Source organism: Pseudoalteromonas shioyasakiensis (assembly GCF_019134595.1).
Classification (GTDB): Bacteria; Pseudomonadota; Gammaproteobacteria; order Enterobacterales; family Alteromonadaceae; genus Pseudoalteromonas; species Pseudoalteromonas shioyasakiensis_A.
Genome location: NZ_CP077770.1, coordinates 692,806 through 719,099, shown reverse-complemented (window position 1 = coordinate 719,099; position 26,294 = coordinate 692,806). Strand labels below are relative to the sequence as shown.

General features: G+C 41.4%; 23 protein-coding genes, 1 pseudogene and 1 riboswitch. Of the genes and pseudogenes, 8 read left to right on the top strand and 16 right to left on the bottom strand.

Annotation, left to right across the window (positions count from 1 at the left end; all coding sequences use genetic code 11):
* Nucleotide 1 precedes the first annotated feature (1 nt).
* From KQP93_RS03420 to KQP93_RS03410, 3 genes are all read right to left on the bottom strand, one after another.
* Entirely contained in the window at nt 2-1,678 is a 1,677-nt protein-coding gene (locus tag KQP93_RS03420; RefSeq protein WP_217875825.1) for a DUF1566 domain-containing protein, read from the bottom strand.
* An 83-nt stretch (nt 1,679-1,761) separates the two neighbouring features.
* Nucleotides 1,762-2,094 carry a hypothetical protein gene (locus KQP93_RS03415; protein WP_217875824.1) on the bottom strand — a complete coding sequence of 111 codons (333 nt, stop codon included), beginning with the start codon at nt 2,092-2,094 and terminating at the stop codon, nt 1,762-1,764.
* 33 nt (nt 2,095-2,127) lie between these two features.
* Nucleotides 2,128-2,835: a DUF2982 domain-containing protein gene (locus KQP93_RS03410; protein WP_217875823.1), complete on the bottom strand. Its 708-nt coding sequence runs from the start codon at nt 2,833-2,835 to the stop codon at nt 2,128-2,130.
* Nucleotides 2,836-3,076: 241 nt separating this feature from the next.
* On the opposite strand from KQP93_RS03410, the gene KQP93_RS03405 reads away from it, so the two are divergent.
* The 3 genes from KQP93_RS03405 to msrA all read left to right on the top strand — a co-directional run bounded on the left by KQP93_RS03405 (nt 3,077) and on the right by msrA (nt 7,849).
* Nucleotides 3,077-4,129, top strand: a complete 1,053-nt coding sequence (locus KQP93_RS03405) for an efflux RND transporter periplasmic adaptor subunit (RefSeq protein WP_217876734.1) — start codon at nt 3,077-3,079, stop codon at nt 4,127-4,129.
* A gap of 3 nt (nt 4,130-4,132) precedes the next feature.
* On the top strand, nt 4,133-7,231 hold the full coding sequence (locus KQP93_RS03400) for an efflux RND transporter permease subunit (RefSeq protein WP_217875821.1): 3,099 nt from the start codon (nt 4,133-4,135) through the stop codon (nt 7,229-7,231).
* An 84-nt stretch (nt 7,232-7,315) separates the two neighbouring features.
* Complete coding sequence (gene msrA, locus KQP93_RS03395) at nt 7,316-7,849, top strand: peptide-methionine (S)-S-oxide reductase MsrA (protein ID WP_217875820.1); 534 nt, start codon at nt 7,316-7,318, stop codon at nt 7,847-7,849.
* Between the two features lie 149 nt (nt 7,850-7,998).
* On the opposite strand, the gene KQP93_RS03390 is transcribed toward msrA, so the two are convergent.
* The 3 genes from KQP93_RS03390 to KQP93_RS03380 form a co-directional block, all read right to left on the bottom strand.
* Nucleotides 7,999-9,852 carry a TonB-dependent receptor domain-containing protein gene (locus KQP93_RS03390; RefSeq protein ID WP_217875819.1) on the bottom strand — a complete coding sequence of 618 codons (1,854 nt, stop codon included), beginning with the start codon at nt 9,850-9,852 and terminating at the stop codon, nt 7,999-8,001.
* Nucleotides 9,853-9,886: 34 nt separating this feature from the next.
* Nucleotides 9,887-10,042, bottom strand: a riboswitch (cobalamin riboswitch).
* A gap of 163 nt (nt 10,043-10,205) precedes the next feature.
* Nucleotides 10,206-10,445: a hypothetical protein gene (locus KQP93_RS03385; protein WP_054551105.1), complete on the bottom strand. Its 240-nt coding sequence runs from the start codon at nt 10,443-10,445 to the stop codon at nt 10,206-10,208.
* Nucleotides 10,446-10,588: 143 nt separating this feature from the next.
* Nucleotides 10,589-11,071 (bottom strand): YajQ family cyclic di-GMP-binding protein, encoded by a 483-nt coding sequence (locus KQP93_RS03380; RefSeq protein ID WP_063703177.1) that lies wholly within the window; start codon nt 11,069-11,071, stop codon nt 10,589-10,591.
* A 157-nt stretch (nt 11,072-11,228) separates the two neighbouring features.
* On the opposite strand from KQP93_RS03380, the gene KQP93_RS03375 reads away from it, so the two are divergent.
* Nucleotides 11,229-11,579 (top strand): VanZ family protein, encoded by a 351-nt coding sequence (locus KQP93_RS03375; RefSeq protein WP_217875817.1) that lies wholly within the window; start codon nt 11,229-11,231, stop codon nt 11,577-11,579.
* Entirely contained in the window at nt 11,572-12,465 is an 894-nt protein-coding gene (locus KQP93_RS03370; RefSeq protein ID WP_217875816.1) for a ketopantoate reductase family protein, read from the top strand. The genes KQP93_RS03375 and KQP93_RS03370 overlap by 8 nt, the downstream gene beginning before the upstream one ends.
* 150 nt (nt 12,466-12,615) lie before the next feature.
* Here the strand turns inward: KQP93_RS03370 and thiI are convergent, their stop codons facing one another.
* Both thiI and KQP93_RS03360 read right to left on the bottom strand, forming a co-directional pair.
* A complete protein-coding gene (thiI, locus tag KQP93_RS03365; RefSeq protein ID WP_217875815.1) occupies nt 12,616-14,073 on the bottom strand; it encodes a tRNA uracil 4-sulfurtransferase ThiI in 1,458 nt (485 codons plus the stop codon).
* 108 nt (nt 14,074-14,181) lie between these two features.
* Entirely contained in the window at nt 14,182-14,835 is a 654-nt protein-coding gene (locus KQP93_RS03360) for a TetR/AcrR family transcriptional regulator (RefSeq protein ID WP_217875813.1), read from the bottom strand.
* A gap of 217 nt (nt 14,836-15,052) precedes the next feature.
* On the opposite strand from KQP93_RS03360, the gene coaD reads away from it, so the two are divergent.
* Together coaD and KQP93_RS03350 are read left to right on the top strand one after the other, a co-directional pair.
* Nucleotides 15,053-15,535 carry a pantetheine-phosphate adenylyltransferase gene (gene coaD / locus KQP93_RS03355; RefSeq protein WP_217875812.1) on the top strand — a complete coding sequence of 161 codons (483 nt, stop codon included), beginning with the start codon at nt 15,053-15,055 and terminating at the stop codon, nt 15,533-15,535.
* Nucleotides 15,532-16,908: a capsule assembly Wzi family protein gene (locus KQP93_RS03350; protein ID WP_217875811.1), complete on the top strand. Its 1,377-nt coding sequence runs from the start codon at nt 15,532-15,534 to the stop codon at nt 16,906-16,908. The genes coaD and KQP93_RS03350 overlap by 4 nt, the downstream gene beginning before the upstream one ends.
* Before the next feature lie 10 nt (nt 16,909-16,918).
* Here the strand turns inward: KQP93_RS03350 and KQP93_RS03345 are convergent, their stop codons facing one another.
* The 8 genes and pseudogenes from KQP93_RS03345 to argC all read right to left on the bottom strand — a co-directional run bounded on the left by KQP93_RS03345 (nt 16,919) and on the right by argC (nt 24,865).
* A complete protein-coding gene (locus tag KQP93_RS03345; protein WP_217875810.1) occupies nt 16,919-17,452 on the bottom strand; it encodes a hypothetical protein in 534 nt (177 codons plus the stop codon).
* Nucleotides 17,453-18,033: 581 nt separating this feature from the next.
* Complete coding sequence (locus KQP93_RS03340; RefSeq protein WP_217875809.1) at nt 18,034-18,567, bottom strand: hypothetical protein; 534 nt, start codon at nt 18,565-18,567, stop codon at nt 18,034-18,036.
* A gap of 14 nt (nt 18,568-18,581) precedes the next feature.
* On the bottom strand, nt 18,582-18,788 hold the full coding sequence (locus KQP93_RS03335; protein ID WP_054551094.1) for a hypothetical protein: 207 nt from the start codon (nt 18,786-18,788) through the stop codon (nt 18,582-18,584).
* Between the two features lie 250 nt (nt 18,789-19,038).
* Nucleotides 19,039-20,903 (bottom strand): annotated as a pseudogene (gene argH / locus KQP93_RS03330) (argininosuccinate lyase).
* A 53-nt stretch (nt 20,904-20,956) separates the two neighbouring features.
* Nucleotides 20,957-22,159 carry an argininosuccinate synthase gene (locus tag KQP93_RS03325; RefSeq protein WP_054551091.1) on the bottom strand — a complete coding sequence of 401 codons (1,203 nt, stop codon included), beginning with the start codon at nt 22,157-22,159 and terminating at the stop codon, nt 20,957-20,959.
* 9 nt (nt 22,160-22,168) lie between these two features.
* Nucleotides 22,169-23,089, bottom strand: a complete 921-nt coding sequence (locus tag KQP93_RS03320) for an ornithine carbamoyltransferase (RefSeq protein WP_217875808.1) — start codon at nt 23,087-23,089, stop codon at nt 22,169-22,171.
* A 7-nt stretch (nt 23,090-23,096) separates the two neighbouring features.
* Nucleotides 23,097-23,855: an acetylglutamate kinase gene (argB, locus tag KQP93_RS03315; RefSeq protein WP_217875807.1), complete on the bottom strand. Its 759-nt coding sequence runs from the start codon at nt 23,853-23,855 to the stop codon at nt 23,097-23,099.
* Nucleotides 23,855-24,865 carry an N-acetyl-gamma-glutamyl-phosphate reductase gene (gene argC, locus KQP93_RS03310; RefSeq protein ID WP_217875806.1) on the bottom strand — a complete coding sequence of 337 codons (1,011 nt, stop codon included), beginning with the start codon at nt 24,863-24,865 and terminating at the stop codon, nt 23,855-23,857. The genes argB and argC overlap by 1 nt, the downstream gene beginning before the upstream one ends.
* 221 nt (nt 24,866-25,086) lie before the next feature.
* On the opposite strand from argC, the gene argE reads away from it, so the two are divergent.
* Nucleotides 25,087-26,253 (top strand): acetylornithine deacetylase, encoded by a 1,167-nt coding sequence (gene argE / locus KQP93_RS03305; protein WP_217875805.1) that lies wholly within the window; start codon nt 25,087-25,089, stop codon nt 26,251-26,253.
* Nucleotides 26,254-26,294: the final 41 nt, after the last annotated feature.

Sequence of the window (26,294 nt, the reverse complement as noted above, 5' to 3'; positions counted from 1 at the left end):
ATTACTCTCCCGGTGTTCTAACTAAGCGCACAAAGGCGGTGTTACTTTTCGGATACGCTAAATCATTAGCACTACTCATATCGATAATATAAGCTTGCGATAAACTCGTACCATCTGCCGCTGTTTGCGAAGTCCAATAAGGCATAAACGAACTGCTCCCGGAGCTTAGCTGAGTATCACTTGGTTGATTTGGGAAGAAATCACTATTAAGTAATGTAGACTCACCTTGTTTGGCATAATCTAATAACCCTAATAATTCGGTGTAAGTTGGCACACGCCAATTTGTACCACCGCAAAAATCGTTGCTGTTCACATCATTAATGTAAGTTTGCAGACCACAGTTACTGGTGCTTGGGCAAGTAGAGCCGGCAGCTCCTTGTACACTGCCCGTTTGCACACCACTTGAACCATTTAAATACCAGGTATAATGGTTTGTCGCTGCACGATCGGCTGTCGACGGCGGTAATGTTGAACTGGCTTCTTTTACTTCCCAAATAAGCCCTGTGACGTTATCGCGAACACAACTAAAGCTGGTCGCATCATCAGGCAGTTCGTCGGCAAATTCATTCATTTTAGTAAAATCAAACGCTAAGTCGCCCTGACCTACTTTATCTAGTTGGTTTGCGACACTATCACGACCTACATCGGCATCTTGGCTTGGGAAGTCTTCGCTGTCACAATTAATTTTTTGTGAGTTGTTATAGCAATCACTCATGCCTGTATCGTTAATTAAACCAAGTGGTTTTGGGCTAATATCGATAATCACAGTATCTGTGTCGCTTCGCGATTTACTGTCGGTCACGGTAACTTCAAAACTAAGCTCTGAATCGGTATCAACATCAGGGGCTACAAACGTCGTGATACACTGGTTCTGGTTTGCCAAGGTCACAGTTTCGCCTGTTAATTGCTCCCAAAAACATGACTTTGTTGCCGTCACAATTTCACTATTGCTGGCATCAAGGGTTACGGTATCGAACTCAATAACCTGCTGATCTTCACCTGCATCCGCAATAATCACTTCAACGGTTTTGTTTAAGGTAAACGACGCCTCAGTACTTGCTGAGCCACCTTCATCATCCGTTACAGTTAAACGCCACGTCATCGCTGTATTTGATTCAAGTAGTGGGTGAGTAAAGCTAATGGTTTGATTGTTGTAGCTGTCAGCCGTTAGATCAGGGCCATCAAGTTGCGTCCACAAGTAACTGTCAACTGAGCCATTTTCATCAATATCAGCAGACTCTTCGCCACTTAATGTGATCACATCATTATATTGCGATGGTAACTCCTCTGGTGCTGTTTGGGTGATTACAGCAACAGGAAGTTGATTATTTGAAGTAATAAAAATACTAACCTGATCGGAAACAAGTTGCCCATCGGTTTGATAATTCACTTTTAATATAAGTTCAGAGTCAAGTTTGATATCAGGAGCGGTAATGGTTTGTTCAGCGCCCTCTGCTGGAAAACCTTCTAGTGCGGGGCCACTGACTCGCTCCCAAGTAAAAGTGCCATCAGCTGGAGAGCCCTTGGCAGAGACAGTAAATTCACTTTTTTCAATAATTTGCTGATCTGAGCCTGCATTAACTGTTGCTGCGACTGGATTCGAATCACTCGAACCGCCACCACCGCCACAGGCTGTTAATGTCGTTAATGCAACTAGGGTAAGAGGCACTAATCTCATGTTTACCACCTTAAAATGCAAAGTCGGTCATGGCCGACTGCCAAATAAGTTAATAACAAGCAATTAAAGTGCCAGACCAGGAATTATAAATAACTATCTTGGTGAATACGTACGAAGAGCTTAGTGCCTATTTTACTGTAATCAACTTTGTATTCCCTGCCATCTAGGGCTTGGATAAACAACAAACGTTTTTCTTCTGCAAATACATCTGGGCTTGCTACATACACCATCTCTAAGTAGCGTTCTTTAGCTTCACGACGGTTTTTTGGCAGATCTTCTTTAAACGGCTCTAAACCATTTTGAGTAACTTTAATGCGTGGGTGGTTCTCACCATTCACAACCACTAAGTCGAGTTTTTTATCTTTATGTATAATTGTGTTTCGACCGCTTTTAATAAAAGAACGTTCTTGACTCATAGTCTTATCCTGCTACTTACTGCACCTAACTGCTTACTTTTTCTGTAAGCGAGCCTCAATAAACTCATTAGGGTTCAGTTTCCAACGATTTAAATCTGTACTAAATTGCCAAATATCAACATCAAGAACATTGGCTGGCAATAATAAATCGTATCCTGTTAATTGCCTTAAATGTTGCGTACGATTAGCAAACATGGCAATCAATCCTTTGTAAACCTGACCACTAGGGGCAGTGTAGTCCGTCTCTTCTATCAACCATTCTGATGGGCAATCACCATTTTTGCAATACTTTTGAATGACTTGCATAAATAAATGACGTTGCTCTATTAGTAATCGTCCGGCAATTCTCGGGGAAATCTGAGTTAAAAATTCATCTATGTTATTGAGTTTAATACCAACTGCGTTTAACTCAAGGTATTCTAAGCCCTGTTCCACTTTTGGTATACCACTATGATGAAAATTAGCACGATTTAGCTGCCAATTCCCAACCTTATGATGATAAATAAGTAAATTCTGAGTAAATACTAGGCTAAAGTATGGTTCTTGCGTTTTTAAAAAGCCAATAAAAATTGCTGCTATACAGGTTGTTGCCAAAAAAATCTCAACAATGCTAATTTCACCGGGCCTCAATAAGTTAACCAGCATAATAATGATTAACCCAATACCGCCAACAATTAAAAACTCACTGCCATGGCGAGATGCTTGAGCACGCACTTTGAGTGCAGGAACTTTCTTATCCATAAACAGAAAAGTAAAAAATAAACATCACAATTGTGACCAAAACTATCTTTCTAAGCGTTAAACAATAATTACATTTTGATTCTTTACCCATACTAAAACCTCTCTTTTAGTCACAATAAAGGAACAAATTAGCCGAACTTTTAACTTTTACGCCAAATGCACAAATTTATGAGATACCTGACATACGGGGCACGTACTAATTTTGTACACTACACTCAACTAATTTTCTGGTAACACGATGATGTATTCTACACAATCTGGTAAAGCACTTTTTCCTTTTATTATTACCCTTTTGCTAGGGTTATGTATTTATTTGTATTTACCTTCAAGCCAAGGTGAGCAAAGCAACTTTGGCGACCGTGCAACACAGGTGGCAGCGCACACTGTTACAGCAGAAGAAAATGCCGTGCTAATAGAAGCAATTGGTAGCGCTCGCGCTAACCAAGCGATTTATATTCGCAGTGCACAAAACGATTATGTTACCGATATCTTTTTCAATGATGGCGACTTAGTTAGTAAAGGTCAAAAACTGGTTCAATTGCAATCTCAAGAAGAAGAGTTAGCAGTGAAAGAGCTAAGCATTAATTTACGTGAAGAACGCCGTCAACTTGAACGCCTTACTGAGTTATCTCGCTCACAGGCTACGGCTAAATCGTTACTAGAAGAGCAGCTATCACGCGTTGACGCAACTGAGGCACAACTAGAGAGCGCCAAAACAAAGCTGGCCGAAATGACGATTAAAGCACCGTTCTCTGGCTTACTTGGCAAGCGCGAAATTTCGATTGGTACTTATGTTAGCAATACTACAAACATCACCACCCTTGATGATATCAGCATCATAAAAGTCGACTTTAAAGTGCCAGAAAAATACCTAGCTCAATTACAGCTAGGAATGAAAGTGATGACGCAAAATGATGCTTACCCAGAAAAAACCTTTAACGGTAAAGTGACGCATATTAGCTCGCGTATCGATTCAGTCACACGTAGCGTTGAAGTGACTGCAAGCTTTATCAATGACAAAGGCCTATTACGCCCAGGTATGCTGTTAAACACCGCATTAGAGTTAAGCTCAAACCAAGCGCTAATGGTACCAGAGAAAGCCGTCATCCCTCAGCAAGACAAACACTACGTGTTCCAAATAGAAGATGGCGTTGCTAACAAAGTCGAAGTACATGTGGCTGGTCGTCACAATGGCTGGGTAGCAATTGATAAAGGCCTTGAAAATGGTCAGCAAGTCGTGACTGAAGGCATCATTAAAATTCGTACTGGCAGCAAAGTAAGTATCAAGGGCTAAACCATGAAAATTACTGATACTAGCGTTAAACGCCCGGTCTTTGCGATCGTAATAAACCTGTTGTTACTTACCTTTGGTTTGGTAGCTTTTTCTATGCTACCACTGCGCGAATACCCAGATATTGAAACACCGATTGTCAGCGTTAGCACTGATTACACTGGTGCCAGCGCAGAGATCATTGAAACGAAAATCACCCAAGTACTCGAAAACCGCATTTCGGGTATCGAAGGCATCAAAAGTATTAACTCATCAAGCCGAAATGGCCGATCAAATATCACTATTGAGTTTAATATCAGCCGCGATATCGATGCCGCATCAAACGATGTACGCGAGCGTGTCGCCCGTGCCCTTGATAGCTTACCTGAGCAAGTTCGCCCGCCAGAGGTCTCTAAGTCAAACAGTGATGAAAGCCCTATTGCATGGTTCGTACTAAACAGTACCACTATGGATTCATTGCAGTTATCTGATTACGCACAGCGCTTTATTGTTGACAGATTAGCGGTTGTTGATGGTGTCTCTAACGTACGCGTTGGTGGCGAGCGTAAATACGCAATGAAAATCTGGTTAAACCGTAAAGCGATGGCAGCACGCGGTATTACCAGTAGCGATATTGAAAACACCTTACGCACTGAAAACGTTGAATTACCTGCCGGTGAAATCGAATCTATCGACCGTGATTTTACAGTACGTACCGCGCGTAGTTATAAAGATCAGCGAGACTTTAGAAACTTAGTAATCAAACGTGGCGATGATGGCTATTTAGTACGTTTAGGTGAAGTGGCTGATGTTCACTTAGAAGCCGCTGACGACGAAAGCTTATTCCGTGGTAATGGCCGTAATATGATTGGTTTGGGTATCGTCAAGCAAGCCAAAGCCAATACCCTAACCGTGGTTGATAATGCCCGCGCAGAGCTTGAAAAAATTAAGCGTAACCTGCCAGAAGGCACCACCATTCAAGACAGCTATGACTCATCAATTTTCATCAAAGAGTCTATTGATGAAGTATATAGAACCCTTGGGATTTCAATGGCGCTAGTTGTATTGGTTATTTACCTATTTTTAGGCAATATCCGCGCAACGCTAGTGCCTGCTGTAACCGTACCAGTGGCGTTAGTGGGCAGCTTCATGTTCTTGCTGGCTATGGGTTACTCTATCAACTTGTTAACTCTTCTGGCGCTCGTGCTTGCTATCGGTTTAGTGGTAGATGATGCGATTGTAATGCTTGAGAATATTCACCGCCGCATAGAGCTGGGTGAACCTCCACTGCTTGCTGCGTTTCGTGGAGCCCGTGAAGTTGGCTTTGCGATTATAGCAACAACCCTCGTATTGATTGCGGTATTCGTACCGCTAGTGTTTATGGATGGCCGTATTGGAGCCCTATTCACAGAATTTGCGATGGCAGTAAGCGCCGCGGTGTTCTTCTCGAGTATTACCGCATTAACCCTATCTCCGGCGCTTTGCTCAAAAGTGTTAAAAGCATCAGAAAAAGAAAGCAAGTTTAGCCAGTGGATGGATAGAACATTTAACAAAATCGAAAACGCCTATCGTAACTCGCTGACTTCAAATATGAGTCGTAAGTGGAGCTTACTACTGACTATGATTTTGGCCGGTGTTGCAAGCTTTATGCTGTTTCAAAAAGTACCATCAGAGCTTACTCCAAAAGAAGACCGCGGTACTTTCTTTATCATGATGAGTGGCCCAGAAGGCGCAAGTTATGAAAATAACGCTGCAAACATGGCAAAAATTGAAGAACGTTTAATGCCTTACTCTGAGTCTGGCGAATTGAGCCGAGTGCTTGTTCGTGTACCTGGCTGGGGCGGCCAAGGTGGTGTTGCTATCATTGGTATGGCTGACTGGGATAAGCGTAAGCGCTCGACGTGGGAAGTAATGGACGAAATCAGCGGTAAAATGACTGAAGTGACCGATGTGCGTGCGTTTGCAATTATGCGCCGTGGTATTGGTGGCGGCGGTTCATCTCGTCCGATTGAATTTGTACTGCAAGGTAACGATTACGACCAACTAGCCGATTGGCGAGACCGTATTATTGAGCGTGCTGAGAAAAACCCAGGCTTGGTAAGAATTGACCACGATTACAAAGAAACATTCCCGCAGTTTTTAATCAACATTGATAAAAACAAAGCCGCTGATTTAGGGGTTTCTGTATCTGATGTAGGCCGCACGCTAGAAACCATGTTAGGGCAACGCCGCGTAACGACCTTTATCGACCGAGGTGAAGAATACGATGTGATTTTAAAAGGCACCAAAGAAGACTTTGCTAACCCAACTGATATCTCAAATATCTATTTAAAATCACGCAGTGGTGAATTAGTGCCGCTAGATAGCTTAATTAGCTTAAAAGAAGAAGCCACCGCATCGCGTTTAAACCGTTATAACCGTATGCGCGCAATTACTTTAAGTGCGAACTTAGCAGATGGTTATACCCTAGAAGAAGCGCTTAACTTCTTAAATCAAGTGGCAGCAGAAGAAAACGACATCGACGGCGCAATTGACTACAAGGGTGAATCGCAACTGTTCTATGAAGGCGCATCGGCAATGACCTATGTATTCATTCTGGCACTGACTGTTACCTTCTTAGTACTTGCAGCACAGTTTGAAAGCTTTATTCACCCATTTGTGATCATGCTCACTGTGCCACTTGGTTTAGTGGGTGCATTATTTGGCTTGTGGTACACCGGACTTACTCTAAATATTTACAGCCAAATTGGTATCGTAATGCTGATAGGTTTAAGTGCGAAAAACGGTATCTTGATTGTTGAGTTCGCTAACCAACTGCGCGATAAAGGCGTAGAGTTTAACGAAGCGATTACCCAAGCTGCGACACAACGTTTACGCCCAATTATTATGACCTCATTGACCACCGTGATGAGCTCGGTCCCGCTAGTACTTGCAAGTGGCCCTGGTGCAGAAAGCCGCATGGTAATTGGTGTGGTGGTATTTACTGGTGTTATTGTTGCAACCTTACTTACCTTATTCGTAGTACCTGCAGCATACAGCGCACTTGCTCGAAATACCCAATCGCCTGAGTACTTACAAAGCAAGTTAGAACAACAAGCAAAAGACAAGCCGTTAGAAGAAATTTAAAACGGTTTAAGCTCAAACAAAACGCCGTCTTTACGGCGTTTTGTTTTTTCAGCTATAGTCAGCAAAACGGTAAGGGAGTTAAATATGGATAACAACATTCAAGTAGCCACTTTTGGCGGCGGTTGCTTTTGGTGTATTGATGCCGCATTTAGACGTGTAAAAGGCGTGCTTAATGTCAGCTCTGGCTATGCAGGCGGTGAGATTGAAAACCCAAGTTATCAGCAAATTTGTACTGGTTTAACGGGTCATGCTGAGGTTGTTCAACTCGACTTTGACAGCAGTATTATCAGCTATAGTACCCTCCTTGAAATGTTTTTCACTTTACACGATGCCACACAATTAAATCGCCAGGGCAACGATGTAGGCACACAGTATCGTAGTGTTATTTATTATCATACTGAGCAGCAAAAAGCTAAAGCGCAAGCGATGATAGCAGCTTTACAGAAGCAAATTCGTGAGCCTATTGTCACCGAGCTTAGCCCGCTTACAAACTTTTACCCTGCAGAGCAGTACCATCAAGACTATTACAATGAAAACCCAAATCAGGGTTATTGCAGTATTCTTATTGCCCCAAAGCTTGCGAAGTTCGAACAACATTACGCAGATAAACTAAAATGAAAAAAGCCCGCTAAGTAGGTAGCGAGCTTTTAGACGCAGAACTAATAATAATGCTGAGCTTGTTTTAACTTAAAGACTAATGACATGAATGGGCAAATTAATGTCAATTACTCGCTTTAAGCAAACAGCTCAGCTGACTTTAAGAGTTATTAGAACTGATAACGGGCACCTACAAACAGGCGACGCTCTGCCGTGTTGTAGTAATAAAATTCGTCGTTGATGTAATCACCATCTAGGTCTGTACCATAGGCATCAACGGCGTTGTACTCTTTATCGAATAGGTTTTCTACGCGTAGTGACACAGTTAAGTTGTCAGTCGCTTGGTAGTGACCAACTAAATTCCATAACGTATACGAAGGTAAGTGCGTTAACTTGCCATCACGGTCACCACGGTATTGCATATCGATACCAGCATCAAAATCTCCCCATGCTTTGTTTAATGACCAATTCACACTGTGATTTGACACATAGGTTAGTGACTGACCTGTCTCAGTATCTTCCGCTGAAAGATAGGTAAAGTTAAAGCTGTGATCAAAGCCAAACACTTGGTTTTTAAAGCTAAACTCAACACCTTCGTGGCGAGCTTCGTTTATATTAGTTGGCTGCCACTGCCCTGATGCATTTGGTGCCCAAGCGATTTTGTTATCGATTTCGCTGCGGAAAATCGCAATATCAAGGCTGATATCATTCACATTGAGTGATAAACCAAGCTCTTGGTTATCTGATGTTTCAGGATTTAACTCTGGGTTACCTGAGCCTGGGTAATATAAGTCATTAAATGTTGGAGATTTAAAACCAGTACTTTGACTTACGCGGAATGTAGCGATGTCATTTAAGTGATAGCCAACAGCTGCAGTGTAAGTTGTTTCATCACCAAACTGCTGATCATCATCTTGGCGCACGGTTAGGTTTGCCAGCACTTGTTCGTCGTCATAATAAGCACCAACAAACGCAGCGAATACCTCACGGCTGTCTTTTAAGTAAGTACCTGAGTTAGTGTTCACTTCATCTTTATACCAATTCAAACCGCCGCTTAGTGTCAATGCTTGATTTAAAAAGTATTGGCCATTGTAATCGATTTGCTCACGCTCAGTTTCAAACTTATCAACCACCGTTGCACCTGTGTAATCAATGCGTGAGTCATCTGAGCTATCACTTGATATGGCAATATCAATGGCATGGCTGTGTTTTTCGAAAGCTTTTTTCCAACCTAATGAAGCTTGGTAATTTTCGAACTCGCCTTTTTCTACGGTGCTGTCTGCAGGGCTATAAGCGCTATCATATTTTGCTTCGCCTTCTGAGTACTGTGCTTGCGCTAAAAACTCACCTAACTGCTCATTTTGATAACCTAGATTAAAGCCAAGGTTTTTGTTCTCGTAGCCGTCTTCATCTGGCGCTAAGCCTTGCAGAACATCAAATCCATCTGTTTTTTCATAACCAGCATTAACGGCAACATCAACCCCCGCAAACTGACCACCGGTCGCTACTTGATACTCTTGGTAAGAGTTTGAACCAAAAGTAACATCTAGGGTCGTATTTTGTGCTTTACGCGTAATGATATTAATTACACCAGCTAGCGCATCAGAACCATATACAGCAGCCCGTGAACCTTTAATTACTTCAACACGCTCAATACTGTTTAAAGGAATATTGCTAATACTTTTATAGCCAAGTGTTGCAGAGCCTGTGCGTACGCCATCAATTAAAATAAGCGTATGACGAGAACTTGCACCACGTAATGAAACACCAGAGCTTTGCCCAAAACCACCATTGGCATTAATTTGAAAACCTGCCTGAGTGGCAAGTAAGCTTGGTAAGTCACGAACATAGCTTGCTTCAATATCAGCACGGTCTATAACAGTAACGCTGGCTAATACATCATTAATTGATTGTTCGAATTTATTGGCAGTAACTGTGATGTGCTCGATTGATTGCTCGTCAGCAGATACAGAAAAAGACAACGCAGCAGCAACCGCTACGCCTAACGCAGATTTATTTAGCATGATATCCCCTAGCCTGTGCCCACCGCACACGCGAATAGTAAGTTACTTCAAGGCCGGTCTCCGGACTCTGTACATGCATGGCATATACATTACCGTTGCGGGGGCAGTGTTGGCATTGTTTTCTCCCTGAAAACGCACCGACTTCCCGATTATCTTGCGACTATTTCACCCTTTGAAATAAAACGTATCTGAAGATACAGCAAGCACCTCGAAAATAGGCCGTTATTGTGATGATTTTGGGGAAGAAAGTCAATGGACGGCTATACTGCTAAAATAAAGTTTTAAGATTTAAGCTGTAAGCCGAAAGTAAAAAAGCCAATCAGCATGGCTGATTGGCTTTTATAAAACAATGATTACCAGAAATACTCATGAGGTTTCGAGTTTCCTAACGGAAAAACAATTCCTTCTGGGTCAGCACCATTCAGCACAAGCTTACAAAGAGCTTTATTTAAACGTCTTCTTGGCTTGGTCATCGTCATTTTCACCCACCAACTTGGTGTTTGTTGGTAAAAATAAGTACTGTGTGGGCCTGTGTATTTTCTGTTTATTTTACCGTGTTTATTACGATCTATTGCTTTGTTTTTTACTGACATAAATATCCTCTAGCTGAAAATAGCTAGAAGATATCTTTTTCTCTGTAACCTAATATTCGTCTCAAAATACGCTCCTTGTAAAGTTCAGAAACTTGCAGGCTTATAGCTTAAAACTTACAGCTTAAAGCTAAAAACACAGAGTATTAATCGCGGAAGTTTTTGAACTGGAATGGTTGACCTAAATCAGCAGTACGAACAACTTGCATTGCTTCTTGTAAATCATCACGTTTTTTACCAGTTACACGTAATTCTTCACCTTGGATAGCGGCTTGTACTTTGATCTTTGAATCTTTGATTAACTTAACGATTTTCTTTGCTACGTCTTTTTCAATACCTTGCTTAAGAGCAACATCACGCATTACGTATTTACCGCTACGCGACTCATCTCTTAATTCTAGGCTAGATACATCTAAGCCACGTTTTGAAATTTTCGCAGCAAGAATGTCAAAAAGTTGCATAACTTGTTGTGGTGCTTCTGCTTTTAACTTGATTACTTTATCACTTAGTTCGATTGATGCATCAACACCACGAAAATCAAAACGCGTCTCTAGTTCACGCTTTGCATTATCTACTGCATTCTGCGCTTCGTTCATTTCTACTTCAGAAACAATATCAAATGAAGGCATGGGGTTCTCCTAACATAGTCTTTTTTAAATTCATTTATGGTTGGCAATTATAACGCTTATTTGTCGATTCTTTCTATTTTTATCCAACTTGTTCAGGTGCGATGCAAAAATTGTTTGATATACTGGCCATTCAATTTCGGCATTTTTAGGGTTTATTGTGACAAGGCGCGTTTACCAAGTTATCTTTTTAGCCAGCATTATTGGCTTTACATTTTTATTTGCCAAAGAAATTAAAGGGGTGAGCAACCTCTTTCCACACGTAGATAAAGTGGCGCATTTTGGTATTTTCTTTGTACTGGCCTTGGTGATGGACAAAGCCTTTAAATTGCCACTTATGGTGCAAATTTTACTGTTAGCCGGATATGGTGCAGCCATAGAGTTTATGCAAGATATGCTGCCTTACCGTCAGGCTTCGGTTGGGGATTTTGTCGCTGATTTTATCGGTGCAGTTAGCTACTTTATCATTAAACTTGGTTTTCATTTAGGTAGTAAGCAACGTAATGGCTAACATTTTAATTGTTGGCGACGGTGCAATTGGCTTGTTGTTTAGCCATTTTTTATCTGCACAACATGACATTACATTACTGACCCGTAAGCCGACCCTGACCACGCGTTTTTATCAAGCGAGTAATGGTAAATCACACCCAATTAAAGCTCGCCTAATTCACCACAAAAAGCTAAGTCAATCTGCCCCCTTTGATTTGGTGTTAATCACAGTTAAAGCATTTCAGGTGCAAACTGCCTTTGGGCAAGTAAAACCTTATCTCAATGACGAAAGCCAAGTCGTTATTTCTCATAATGGCATGGGGAATGTCGATGAGCTGAATGCCCAGCTGTTAAACACGCAAGGGTTAGCGTTTTTAACAACGCGTTTAGCTGGCTTTAAAACAACGCCTTATAGTGTGAGCCATACAGGTAATGGCGAAAGCGTGTTAGGTGCATGTAATGCAGCTGCAAGCGAAAAGCTCAATGAACTTAAGCAGCAGTTTAGTTACTTACCACACTTTTCTGTGAGCGATGATATTCACTCATTGCGATGGCAAAAACTGTTAGTGAATATTGCAATTAACCCGTTAACAGCGATTCATAACGTAAAAAATGGCCAGCTACGTGCACCACAATTTAGCACACGCATTATTAACTTACTTAATGAAGCGTGCCTGGTAGCCAATAAACAAGGGGTTAAAGTAAAACTCAGCGAGGCGCTGGATCAAGCCTATTCTGTGATGACAGCCACCGCTGAAAACTTTTCTTCTATGCAGCAAGACATCAGCCATAATCGAGAATCTGAAATTGATGCAATTTGTGGTTATGTGTGCGAGCAAGGCGCTAAGTTAGGGGTAAAAACTCCCTATAATCAGGCCATGCTGAGCATGATAAAAATAAAAAGTTAATGAGCTGCTAGTTACTAGGGGAAAGAGTAAAAAGTTAAGCTACAAGGGGAAAGGAGAAAGAGTAAAGTTTCTCGTTTCTCGTTTCTCGTTTCTCGTAATTATTTCAGGCATTAAAAAAGCGCGAACATGTCGCGCTTTTATCGGTATCCCTTACGGGCGATACACTTTTACGTTGCTAAAGCCTTCTTCGTGCAAGATCAGCGCTTGTAGCTGGCTCATCACACCTTTAGCACAATATAAGTAATATTCTTTGTCTTTTGGTAAGTCACCAAATTTAGTCGCTAAGCGGAAGAAAGGTAAATGTACAACTTCAATACCTTCAAGCTCTAATGGGTTTGCATCTTCTTCTTCAGGTGAGCGAATATCAACAACAACCGCCCCTTTAGGTAAATCAGATACAGACTCTGCTTCTTTCACTTCTTCTTTCGCTTCGGTGTCGATATCGCGAATATCCATTACACGGGCATTTTCAACAACCGTATTTAGCACGTCGAAGTCAAACTTAGCTTCTTCAGCAAGAATGGTTTTGATTTTAGCTTTAACCGTTGGCTTTTTAGAAATTACGCCACAGTATTCTGGCATGCTTTCTGCCATTTCAGCCGTGCCGATTTGACGCGCTATATTAATTATATCTTGTTTGTCGTGTTGGATTAACGGGCGAATGATTAAAGTTTCCGTCACACGGTCAATCACACTCAGATTAGCCAGTGTTTGGCTTGATACCTGACCAATACTTTCGCCAGTTACCAGTGCTTGTACACCGAGTTTTTCTGCAACTTGGCTACCGGCACGCATCATCATACGCTTAAGCACAACACCCATTTGGCTGTTTTCAACGTTCTCTAAAATCTCAGCAACAACAGGTTCAAAATCAACAGTAACAAACTTTACTTTGTGAGTAGAACTGAACTGCTTCCAGATATAATAACTCGCCTGCTTAACACCGATTTCGTGAGCCGCACCACCTAAGTTAAAGAACAAGAAGTGAGTACGCGCACCTTTACGGATCATTTGATAGCTGGCAACACCAGAGTCGAAGCCACCCGACATAAGTGACAGTACATCTTCTTGTGTAGGCAGCGGGAAGCCCGCCATACCAAAGTGAGTTTGAGTAACAATGTATGCTTTATCATCTCGTACTTCTAAGCGAACAGTCACTTCAGGGTGAGATAATTTAACGCGCGCACCTTCAACATGTTGGTTTAAACCACCACCTACGTAGCGCTCTACGTCGCTCGACGTAAAATCATGCTTACCAGAACGTTTACAACGTACACAGAAGGTTTTGCCCGCAATCGTATGGCCGATTAGTTCAAGTGCTTTTTGGTAAATATCGTCGATTGAGTCGAAGTCTGTTTCTGTTACTTCAATAAACTGTACGATACCTGGAATGCGTTTTAAGCCATCGATAATATCTAAGCGAACTTGCTCAGATTCTAGCAAGCTAACAACAGAGATATTGTCCCAGTTGTTTCTTACCTGAACTTTTTCGTCAACACGACGCAAAACGATCTTAATGTTATTTTCTAATAACTTGGTAAAACGCTTACGAACAGATTTACTCTTGATCGCGATTTCAGGGTGTAATTTGACGATAAATTTAAGCATAGTTCACTCTTAGACTGTGGATTTCACACGCCCCAAGGTATAGCAACCTCAAGGGCGCGCGATTATAACAAAAATTATAGCGTCTAGGAAATAAACTGCTTTGCGGGATTATTGTTCGCTTTGCTCTGTTTCTGCAAGGGCTAAATACTTAGCTCTTAATTCGTTAACTTGCTCTAGGTGTTGCTCTGTGCAATGAGCTTTTAATAGCAGTAATACTTTTAAAATACCGTTGTAAATATCTGCTCTGGCAAGTTCGCCGCTTAAGCGGCGAGCTTTGATGTAAGGCGTCCAAAAGCTCACGGTCATTTTAAGCATATGTGCAAGTTCTGTGACATCTTCATCTTCAATACAAATAACACCGCCTTCACGTAATGCCAAAAGTACATCTTTGACTTGCTCTAAAAGCTCAGCTTGAAACGCAATGTAGCCTTTTTTCAGCTCTTCATCACGAGATAAAATATCGCCTAAATTGTCGTAGAAAAACTGAAAACGCCACATGAGTTCAAACAGTGAATCTAAATAACCAGCTAGATTCTCTAGCGCATCATCATCAGGAGCCAATGGCTTAAAGTGAGTATGTAAATGGTCGCTATACAAAGCAAATATGTGGCGAATAATATCTTCTTTATTTTTAAAGTGATAATACAAGTTACCTGGACTTATCCCCATATGCGAAGCGATATGATTGGTTGTTATGGCACGCTCACCGTGGCGATTAAATAACTCGATGCTGGTGTGTATGATCTTGTCCTTTGTGCTCATAGCCTAATTACTCTGTTTTTTATGATTATTACGGTCCCCAGCCGAGCAGTATAAACAAATGCGCGACAATTAAATACTACCTTGAAAAATATAAACCTCAATCGGTTTAGTACCTTATATAGGTGAAGGTTCCTAATCCGATACGCGTATTTTCTAAGCTGCATAGTCGTGAAAACACTGTTAATATAGCAGGCAAATTTATAAATCGCTGATAGTTATGAACGTTACTGCAATCTATCCGGGCACTTTCGACCCACTCACAAATGGCCATACAGACTTAATTCATCGCGCGGCAAAAATGTTCGATAAAGTGATTGTTGCCATTGCGCATAATCCAAGTAAACAACCTTGCTTTAGCCTTGATGAGCGCGTTGAGCTTGCTAATAAAATTTTGGCGCATCTTGATAACGTGAATGTAATTGGCTTTTCAGGCTTATTAGCTGATTTAGCTCGCGACCATAAAGCCGAAGTGCTTATTCGTGGTATTCGTGCGGTGTCTGACTTCGACTATGAATTTCAGTTAGCCAATATGAATCGTCGCCTAAACCCAGATCTAGAAAGTGTATTTTTAACACCGGCAGAAAAAAACTCATTTATTTCATCGACTCTCGTCAAAGAAGTCGCACGCCACAATGGCGATGTGAGCGAGTTTGTTGACCCTATTGTAGCCAAAGCCTTACAGGATAAAATTCACGGATGAAATTAAAAAAGTTCATTAGCTTAACTGCATTACTAATGATCTCTGCGCCAAGTGTTGCAGGACCATGGATAGAAAGTGATGACCCATTGCTTCGCGCTTCAATAGAAATGCTCTTTAACCAAGGCATTATTAAACAGCCTATTAATAGCTACCCATTAATGTGGCAAGGTATCGCACGCGACCTAGACGTTGCCAATACCAGCCAACTAGATGAGCGAAGCTTATTTGCTTATCAGCATGTTAAGCATGCCCTTGATAATGCAAAACAAAAAACCAGCTCAGGTCTTCGCCTAAACTACAACAGCGAGCCACTCTCTCAGCAAGGGTTTGGTAAACGCCACCAGCAAGAAAGCGGTGTAAATAGTTATGGTTCAATCACAGGGAAGCGGGTTAGCGCTAAAGTCAGTGTAAATTACGCCGATGACGCCCTTGATAAACAACATGTTACTTACCAAGATAGCTATTTAGCCGTACTCCTAGGTAATTGGTCAATCAGTGCAGAGCAAGTTAGCCATTGGTGGGGGCCAAGTAACGATAACGCCCTACTACTATCAAATAACGCGGCGCCAATGAAAGGCGTGCGCTTCAGCAGAGCAAATACACAATATGTAGGCCCTAGTTGGTTATCATTTATTGGTAACTGGCAGTTAACGGGTATTTACGCCAAACAAAAGCCATATCTAAATAGCTCAGAAGACGGTGACTTTTGGGCGCTCCGATTTGCAAGTACCCCATTAACAGGCCTTGAAATTGCAATTAACAGTGCAGGCTCTGATTATTTAACTAACCTCGAAATTGACCCTGTTACACTCGAAAGCAGTGAATCAACACACCGTTTAACTAGCTTAGATGTTAAGTACTCAACCACTTTAGCAGCGCAACCTGTGGCATTCTATGCTGAGGTAATGGGTCGAAATGAAAGTGGCTTAGCACCCAGCGAGCCATTTTATACGCTGGGTGTTGAAAGCTATTTTGGCTCGAAAGAGAGCCTATTAAAAAGCTACTTTGAATACTCAAATACAGAGCAAACTTGTGAGCAAATTAGCGATTGCGTATATGGCTCTGGTAGCTATACACAACGCTCACGCTTAATTGGCAGCTCAACACCACTACAAAGTAAATCGGCTATCCTTGGCACCTATTACCACACTCTAAACGGTTATGGTGGCCATGCTAAGCTTCGTTGGATTGAAAGCGAAACCACACACGCTGAGCTCGCATCAGATATGAGTCAACTTCAGTTAGAACTCGGTTATCAGCAATCTGTGTTTAACGGCCTGTGGAAAGTGACAGGACTTGTTTCAAAAGATGAAATAGGTGATGAGTCAGAAACAAACACAGCCCTTAGAACCAGTTGGGAATACCGCTTTTAACTAATTGAGGTCAAGCAGGTTCAGCTTGGCCTTTAACTTTCCTGTATAGCTTCACAAGCCCTAAAAAGTCTTTATTACTGAAAAGTGCGATGAGCATCATGATATCCATCAGGTTCACTGTGATACTGTAAACATCCCAAAACCACCAGTTTCCTGTATAGGCGTAGTTAATATCGATATACATACCTAAAAACAGTGATGAGTTAACTATAAGCCCTGTGTATATATAAAGCTTTGCCGGAACCTGCTCAAGATTTCGCTTACGTGCAATTAACCACACAATGAGTAGTATTGTTAAATCAGATAGCGCCCAAATTACATAAGCAAAGCTTGAGTCTAACATATCATAGCCAAGCGCCACGTTAAGTAATGGGTCGCTCATCATATAGGAGATAAACAGTGCAAGTGAAATCCACATCACTGTTTTGTCACCATTTGGCGCTGATGATTTCTTTACCATGTTATAAAGAAACGACATCAAGAATCCCCACATGATGAATGCTGCGAGGTATACTCCAAAGTTGTCTTGGATTAGTTTAAGCATGAAGTAAGTCTTAAAATTCAGATACTCTTAAAATACGGCGAGTTTCATTAAGCGTTAGTGAGGTGTTCAGGTTTATCTAAAAATGACGGTCTAAATTTATATTTCATAAAACGGCAAAGTTTATGAAATAGTAAAAAGTCGCGATTCGTGATCAATGCAATGAGCATCATTATATCAATGGTATTTACTCCAAACGAATAGATACTCCAGAGTGCCCAAGGTGTTCTGTTTTCGATAACTACAATATCTATAAATATGCAAATCATCAAAATGGCGTTTAAAAACAATCCCAAGACTATGTAGTAGATCGCATTAAAAGCGACTATTTTTGCATAGTAAGTCCACGCTAAAATTGTTGTTATGGTTAGCAGGTCGAAATAAAACCAGTTTAGATAGCTATAGATAGATAAGTTAAAAATACCACTTAGAAAGTATGAAACCATCATTATAAACGCCAAGATAACCAAGCGTTTATCAGGTTTATTGATATGGGTTACCAAATTAAAAAGAAAAGCCATTAAGAACCCCCATTCAATGAAGGAGCCTATCACGTCACCAATATTTTCGGTTATATACATTTACTAAGCTTGTGTTCTAATTTCTTTTGGCTTAACTGACTCAGTGATATAGTTTTTGAGTTTATGGAGACCCAAAATATCACGGTCTACGATAAGCGCAATTATCATTGTTAGATCTATGATATTCACACCAAAAGAATAGATGTCCCAAAAAAACCAAGGTTGAGTGTTTCCATAAACATAAAGGTCAATATACATTAGGACAAAGAGAATTGAATTAAGAGATAAGCCTACAACAAGGTATAAAAATGAGGGTGTTGTTCTTCTCATAAAGAGATAAGCAATTGTTAGACAAACAATCGTTACAATGTCGTAAATCGCCCAATCAAGGTACGTTGCAGGAACTGGTGATAACCAAGTAAAGAAGTAGTCACCTGTTAAGTAAGATGTTGCCATGATGAATGAACTGAGCAATAAGGTAGTTTTTCTTTTTATACCTAAACTAAACACAAAGGTATTGAAGAAAAATGCCATCAACAAGCCCCAAACAGCAAAAGCTGATAATGAAAAAACACCAAAAAGCTCAGTCAAAAACATTTAATACCCGTCATCTACTCTTCTTTCTTTTTATTTGGGAATACAGCACCGCCACCACGTTGAAGGTCTGCGTCACCAGATAAAGCCAAGGCTTCACTTGATAAAGTTACTGTATCAGATTGCAGGGTTTTATTACTAGTAGTTTGTTCCAAAGCAGGCTTTGTTTGTTGCATTTGGCTGTAAGCTTGCATTTGCAATTGGCTATTGTTTGAAACTTGCATAAGTTAATTCCTTTAAGTTAATTGTTTTTTCAGTACAGCTTACAATAGCTTGCAAGCTGAGTTAAGCGTTCTCATTTTTTTGACGCTTTTTTGTACTTCATCGCGACGTTGCCACCGCCTGATTATAAAAGCAATTAACGATCCAACTTTTATAAATTTTGATCTTTTTGATCATAAAAGTCAGCGAATCTAAATTTCAGGCATAAAAAAACGCACAGGGGTAACCGTGCGTTTTTTTCATCCAGGGAATTTAAGCCACGTGTTTACACGGGATCACCGCGCTATAACTTGGCTTTAAAATATATTCCATTGCCACTTCATCGCAATTATCTTTACGAAGGCAAAGATCACAATCTTTGATCACTTTTTCTGGCAAACTGTCTTTGCTACAAAAGCTAAAACCTTGGCTTGCAAAAAATTCTGGCACTCTGGTCAGGACAATTACCCGACTAAGCGCCAAGCTTTTGGCTTTTTTTAGCAAATATTCAACAAGTTGACGTCCCTGCCCTGCAATTCGTGATTCGGGATCCACCCCGAGCGAGCGAATTTCAGCAAGGCCAGTGTCGTAAATATACAGCGAGGCACAGCCAGCTACTTGGTTTTCAACTTCTGTGACAGCAAACTCATTAATTGAGTGAATCATGTCGCTTTTAGCTCGTGGTAGATTTTCACCTACCGTAGCCCAATGCTGAATAAGCTTAGCGATGGACTCAACATCATTTAAGGTTGCGTCACGTACCGCTATTTGCTGTTTTTTTTTGCGTATTTGATGGCACTTGTTACTTGCTCAATAGAAGTGCCACCTTGTGCTTGCCTAGCTTTAATACAGGCGTCTATTTCTAATACAGGATATACATCTGATTCGAAAATGCTATGCACTGACTTAAATTGCTCTAAACTTAAATCTTCTAAGTTATTCCCTTGTGCGATAGCCATTTGCACGAGCGTACCAACAATGTGGTGACCTTCTCTAAATGGAATACCTTTAGCCACTAAATAGTCTGCAAGTTCAGTCGCATTTGAATGACCACCTTTTGCAGCAGCTAATGTTTTATCTGCATTAACTTTAATGCCTTTGATACACGCTTGCGCCATATGAATACATGCCAACCACGTCGGCATCGCATCAAATAAACCTTCTTTGTCCTCTTGCATATCTTTATTGTAAGCAAGTGGTAGCGCTTTTAGTGTCATCATCATGGCACTAAAAGCGCCAAAAACACGGCCCGTTTTACCACGGATTAATTCAAGTGCATCTGGATTTTTCTTTTGCGGCATTAATGAAGAGCCTGATGTTACCCCATCAGAAAGCTCAATAAAGCCCGCCTCACCCGAGTTATAGAAAATTAAATCTTCGGCCATACGCGATAAGTGGATCATCGAAATCGATGCACAGCTTAATAACTCAACTACAAAGTCACGGTCTGAAACTGCATCAAGGCTGTTGCGTGTGGCACCGGTAAAACCTAACCCTTCGGCAAGAGTTTGCCTATCAATTGGGTACGCAGTTCCGGCTAATGCACCGCTACCAAGTGGGCAATAATTCATACGGTTTTTCGCATCGCTTAAACGGCTTTCATCACGCTCAAGCATTTCAACATAAGCCATACACCAATGGCTAAATAATACTGGTTGTGCACGCTGTAAGTGTGTGTAACCCGGTAAAATAGTGCCAAGCTCACGCTCAGCTAAGGCAATAAATTCACCTTTCAGCTCTGCGATTGCTTCAAGAATATGCTCAGCTGTATCACGACACCATAAACGGAAGTCTGTTGCTACTTGGTCATTACGGCTACGACCGGTGTGTAACTTTTTAGCAAGGTCACCCACTTTATCAATCAGTGCTGACTCAACATAAGAATGAATGTCTTCATGCCCTGCTACAGCCACTGCTTGTGGATTCGCTTTAACTTCATCTAACAGCTTATTAAGTGCTGCAACGAGGTCATCGTATTCTTGCTGGTTTAGAACGTTTACTTGTTTTAACGCCCCAGCCCAAGCAACTGAACCAATAATGTCTTGCTCTGCAAGTTGATAATCAAAAGGAAGTGAATCGTTGAATTGTTTAAACGCTTCATCTGGACCCGTAGAAAAACGTCCGCCCCATAGTGCCATTGAACTGTCTCCAAATTCGGCTATTGCCCTGCTATTGCAGGGCAATAATTAAATTACTTTTTCGTTAGTGCTGAGATTCTGCTAGATAGCGAGAATAAACGAATGAAGCCTTCTGCATGTGATTGGTCATATACATCATCTTCGCCGAAGGTTGCGAAATCTTCGCTGTATAAGCTATTCGGTGATTTTTTCTGTACCGCAGTGACTTGGCCTTTATAAAGCTTAAGCACCACTTCACCCGTTGCTAACTTAGACAGTGATTCAGCACCTGCAAGAATCGAGTCTTTTAATGGTGTAAACCAACGACCGTCATAGACTAAGTGAGAGAACTCGCCACCAAGTACTTCTTTCCACTTACGGCTTGATTTGTCTAGCACTAGCTCGTCAATTGCTTGAAGAGCAGCCATGATCACAGTGCCCCCAGGAGTTTCATAACAGCCACGCGACTTCATACCCACTAAACGGTTTTCTACGATATCAACACGACCCACACCATGCGGCGCAGCAATGTCGTTTAATTTAACTAAGCAGTCATATGGTTTAAGTGATTCACCGTTAACAGCAACCACTTCACCTTCAACAACATTCAATGTTACATATTCTGCTTCATTTGGCGCTTGCTCAGGAGAGTTAGTCCAAGTCCATACTTGATCACTTGGTTGGCACCATGGATCTTCAAGCTCACCACCTTCGTGAGAAATGTGCCAAGCGTTAGCATCACGGCTATAAATTTTTGTTGCTGACGCAGAACACGGAATATTACGCTCAGCTAAGTAATCAAGTAATGATTCACGGCTTGATAAGTCCCACTCACGCCAAGGTGCAATCACTTTTAGATCAGGTGCAAGGGCTGCGAAACATGACTCAAAACGTACTTGGTCGTTACCTTTACCAGTACAACCATGCGAAAGTGCATCGGCACCTACTTTACGAGCAATTTCAACCTGCGCTTTAGCAATGATAGGACGCGCCATAGACGTACCTAGTAAATAAGTGCCTTCGTAAATAGAACCCGTTTTTAAAGTTGGGTAAATATAGTCACTGACCATCTCGTCTTTTAAGTCAACGATATGACACTCTGAGGCACCTGAAGCAATGGCTTTTTCTTCAACGCCTTCAAGCTCTTCTGCGCCTTGGCCAACATCAGCAACAAACGCGATTACTTCACAGCCGTAGTTTTCTTTTAACCATGGCACGATTGCCGATGTATCAAGACCACCAGAATAGGCTAATACGACTTTTTTAATTGAACTCATTGGTGTTCCTTAAACAAAATTTGGATTTAATAATGTGACAAGTAGAGCGTTTTGCGCGTGCATACGATTCTCTGCTTGTTGAATAATTTTTGATGCTGGGCCATCCATTACCTCAGAGGTAATTTCAAACTCACGATGCGCTGGCTGACAATGCAGTACCGTTTGCGCACCGGTTTTCTCTAGTAGGGCTTGGTTAAGCTGATATGGCATATATTTAGCTTTAACCTGCTCAAGCGGTGTTTTATCACCCATTGAAACCCAGGTATCAGCATAGACTGCATTTGCACCAACTGCCGCCTCAATTCTGTCACTCACCATGACAGAGGCACCATTCATTGCTGCAATTTGCTCTGCTTGCTTAAGAATTTGCGAATCTGGCGAGCTACCTTTAGGACAAACTGCAACAAAATCAGTACCTAAAGTAGCGGCTAATAACATTAGAGAGTGTGTGACGTTGTTACCTTCACCTAAGTAAGCAAGCTTTAGTTTGCTAACATCGCCATGCACTTCTTGTAGCGTTAAAAAGTCAGCAAGCGCTTGGCACGGGTGATATAAGTCACATAAGCTATTAACAACAGGCACCGATGAATATTCAGCAAGCGTGGTCAGTGTTTTGTGTGCATTCACGCGAGCAACAATGCCATCTGCCCAAGTTGAGATATTAAGAGCAAAGTCTTTAACTGATTCACGAGCGCCCATAGCACCATTTTGTGAATCTAAATAAACTGCGTGACCACCTAGTTTATTAATACCAATATCAAATGATAAACGAGTACGTAAACTTGGCTTTTCAAACAATGTGACCACTGATTTGCCCGCTAATGCTTGGCTGAAGTCAACTGGGTTTGCTTTAATTTTTTGCGCTAAGTTTAGTAATTTAAGTGCGCCTTTTTGGTCTAATTCAAGACCATTTAAGAAATTCTTTAACATGAAATACCTATGGTGTAATTTTCGTTCCTACATGCTCGCCTTTTAATAAAGCGACTAAGTTCTCTGGCTTAAGCCAGCTTGAGATATACACACCACGTCGTAAATGTTGGGCAGCAAGAAGGCTGGTCTTTACTTTGACCTCCATCCCGCCCTGAATAACTCCTTCAAGGATAAGTGTTTCGATTTGCTGCGTATTAAGTTGATGTAGAGGCTGCTTATTGGCATCAAGCACAGCTTCTACGTCAGTCATAAAAATAAGTTCTGCATCAAGCTCTTTAGCAATAGCCGCTGCCGCTTCATCTGCATTGACATTGTACCATTGGCCATCTTCCCCAAAGCCAATAGAGCTCACTAGGGGTAAACGACCTTGTTCAAGCATACTAGGTAGCACACTGTCACAACTACCTGAACACTGACCTACTTGCGCCAGCACTTTAAGTTTTTCAGATACCAGTACACCCGCTTCATAAAGGCTTAAACCCACAGGTTTGTGGCCAGCGCTGATTGCTTGGCTCATCAATTGTTTATTGGCACAACCTGCAAGAGCACCAACAATATAAGGCATTTGCTCATTTGGGCTGATACGTAAACCTTGATGTTTTGCAGTTACAAAGCCGGCGTCTTTAAGCCAAGCATCCACCAAGGCACCACCACCATGAACAATGACAAAGTTATCTTGCTCAGAAGCTAAAACATCAAAAAGCGCTTTTGCGGCATCTGCGCTATTTAACACAGCACCACCGACTTTAATGATCCAAGTTTTCATTACAGCGCTCCTACTAAGCCAGTATGGTGAGGTTCACCCATGGCTAAATTAATGCACTGTAATGCTTGCCCTGCCGCACCTTTTAGGAGGTTATCAATCGCTGACATAACGATGAGTTGTTCACCTTTTTGTTGCCATGCAATATCAACAAATGGTTGCTTAGCCACGCCTTTAATGCTTGGAATTTTATTGCCAAGTAAACGAATTAACGGCTCGTTTGCTAATACTTGATAAGCCTCATTCACTTGCTCTGCAGTTACGCCTGGTTTTAATTGCACATAAATAGTTTCTAAAATTCCACGGGGGAAGTTACCCAAATGTGGCGTGAATAGCACAGGGTGACCAAGGTGCTGCTCAATCTCAGGTGTGTGTCTGTGGTTAAACAAGCCATAAGGAGCAAGTGACACTTCGCAAAAGTGGGTATTAACACTGGCTTTTCTACCAGCGCCTGTAACACCTGACACCGCATTAACAATAATGGCTTGATCAGTTAATAGCCCTGCTTCTTTAAGTGGTTTTAAAGAATTAAGTGCCGCTGTTGGGTAACAACCCGCTACAGCAACAAGGTTTGCTTTACTAATCGCATCGCTATTCCATTCAGCTAAACCATATGCTGCTTGCTCTAAAAGCTCAGGATGTTCATGTGCGAAACCGTAATAAGTTAGGTAATCCTCATTCCCAGCTAAACGGAAACCACCAGATAGGTCGAATACTTTTTTACCCATGGCTAAAAATTGGGGAGCAAGATCAACACTGACCTTGTGATCTGTACACAGGCATACATAGTCAGCATTGCTTTCGATATCTTTATACGCTCCAGCAGTTAGAGGTTGTAGTGGATACTCTAACAATCCAAGGTGCTCAGGGTATAAATCGCTTAATAATTGACCTTTATCTAAACTCCCTTCAGACACATAACATGCTTTAAGGGTCAGTTTTGGATGCTTAACAACTAAACTTGCTAGCTCTGCGCCGCTATAACCACTTGCGCCAATAATCACTACATTCATTGCTTACTTTTACCTATTAAATCTATTTATCGATACGCCTAAAATTACTCGCTCAATTGCGAATAAAAACACTGTCTAAAGTAATGAAATCAGGTTATCGTCGTTTCGTGTTCATCGTACAGCTTTACTAATATTTATGCTTAAAAAGTGAATTGATATTCATCATAAATACTTTTATATTGTTATGCAATTAGATTGAATAATTATTTTTGGATTTTTTTATGTCACTACCCTCTTTTATATCTATGTATCAGCAGCTAATTGCTGCCCCTTCAATTAGTGCGATTGAAGATTCTTTGTGCATGAGCAATAAAGGAGTTATTACCTTGCTCGCAGACTGGTGCGAAAGCCTTGGTTTTACATGTGAAATCACAGAGCTTGAAAACGGTAAAGGCCGTTACAACTTATTAGCGAAACGCGGTGAAGGAGATGGCGGTTTAATGCTTGCAGGTCATACTGATACGGTGCCATTTGATGATAGCCGCTGGAACTACGATCCGTTCAAACTTAGTGAGCATGACAATAAACTTTATGGTTTAGGTAGTATTGATATGAAGGGCTTTTTTGCCTTTGTATTGCAAGCAATTAGTGAGCTTGATGCTACGAAGCAAACAGAGCCACTATTAATTCTAGCCACAGCCGATGAAGAAACCACAATGGCGGGAGCACAACAAATTTGCCGCCACCCAGACTTAAAACCAGCGCGCTGTATTATTGGTGAGCCAACTGATATGACACCGGTATTTACTCATAAAGGCCATATGAGTACTGCGATTCGGGTAATTGGTCGCTCAGGCCATAGCTCTGATCCTGAACGTGGTTTAAACGCCATCGAAGTCATGCATAAAATGATTACAAAATTGTTAATCATCAAAGAAGAATTAAAGAATAAATATTCAGTTGAGCACTTTGAAATTCCGTACCCTACTTTGAACCTTGGTCATATTCATGGTGGCGACAATGCCAACCGCATTTGTGGTTGTTGTGAAATGCACATTGATATGCGGCCTTTACCTGGTTTAAGTGTGCAAGAACTGCAAGCGATTTTGCTAACTGCAGCAGAAGAAATTAATGTCCAATACCCAAATGCAGTGAGTGTTATCGACATGCATGAACCTATCCCAGCATTTAGTGGTAGCACTGATACAGCACTTGTGAAGTTGGCTGAAAAAGTCTCGGGTCAACCTGCTGTCGCTGTAAACTATTGTACAGAAGCCCCTTTCATTCAACAGCTTGGCTGCGAAACCATCGTCATGGGACCTGGCTCAATTAACCAAGCCCACCAGCCAGATGAGTTTTTGGCGATGGAAAAAATAAAACCTTCGCAAGCGATTATCAGTGACATGATTAAAGCTAGCTGCTTTAGTGAATATACCCAAACCACCTAAAGATGCGAGTTTCAGTTGGAATTAAAAGCGATTTAGACAAG